This is a genomic window from Streptomyces sp. DH12 (assembly GCF_020873895.1).
GTDB lineage: Bacteria > Actinomycetota > Actinomycetes > Streptomycetales > Streptomycetaceae > Streptomyces.
The window spans coordinates 1-410 of record NZ_JAHWGT010001451.1 but is presented as its reverse complement, the minus strand read 5'-3'; the positions used below and the strand labels follow the sequence as shown (position 1 = coordinate 410).

Genomic DNA, 410 nt, shown 5'->3' with positions numbered 1-410 from the left:
GGCCTCCGGCTGGTTCGCCGGAGGCCCCCTCACTGGTGCTGTCCGCGCCGGGTCAGAGCATGCCGTAACCCGAACCGGTCGCTCCGGCCAGGAGGATCAGGGCCAGGAGCGTGTCGATGGCGCCGAGGACCAGGGCGATCAGGGCCGGCGCCGAGCGGGAGCCCGCCCAGCTGCGGCCCATGGCCAGCCAGCCGCACACCATCGCCACCGGGCCGAGCACGATGCCCAGGACGAAGAAACCGGCGACGGCGCAGATGGCTCCGATGATCCCGAGCGTCGCGCGATCCGGCCCGGACCGTGACCACGTCCGGCCACGAGTGCGGGGGTGCCTGCGCGTTCCGTGTCCGAAGCTCGCCATCATCAACTCCCTGATGGGTTGGTTGACATGACGGGTACCCCCGCTTCCGGAC

At 71.5% G+C, this 410-nt stretch carries 1 protein-coding gene; it reads right to left on the bottom strand.

Annotated features, from left to right (window positions below; translation table 11 throughout):
* Window positions 1-52: 52 nt before the first annotated feature.
* The gene (locus LPA54_RS40530) at window positions 53-361 is read right to left on the bottom strand and encodes a small hydrophobic protein (protein WP_228917036.1); all 309 of its coding nucleotides are present in this window, start codon (window positions 359-361) and stop codon (window positions 53-55) included.
* Between the last annotated feature and the right edge of the window lie 49 nt (window positions 362-410).

Bases quoted from the DNA above. Each gene is read 5' to 3' on its own strand.
- LPA54_RS40530 (WP_228917036.1), bottom strand. From the start codon at position 361: ATGATGGCGAGCTTCGGACACGGAACGCGCAGGCACCCCCGCACTCGT.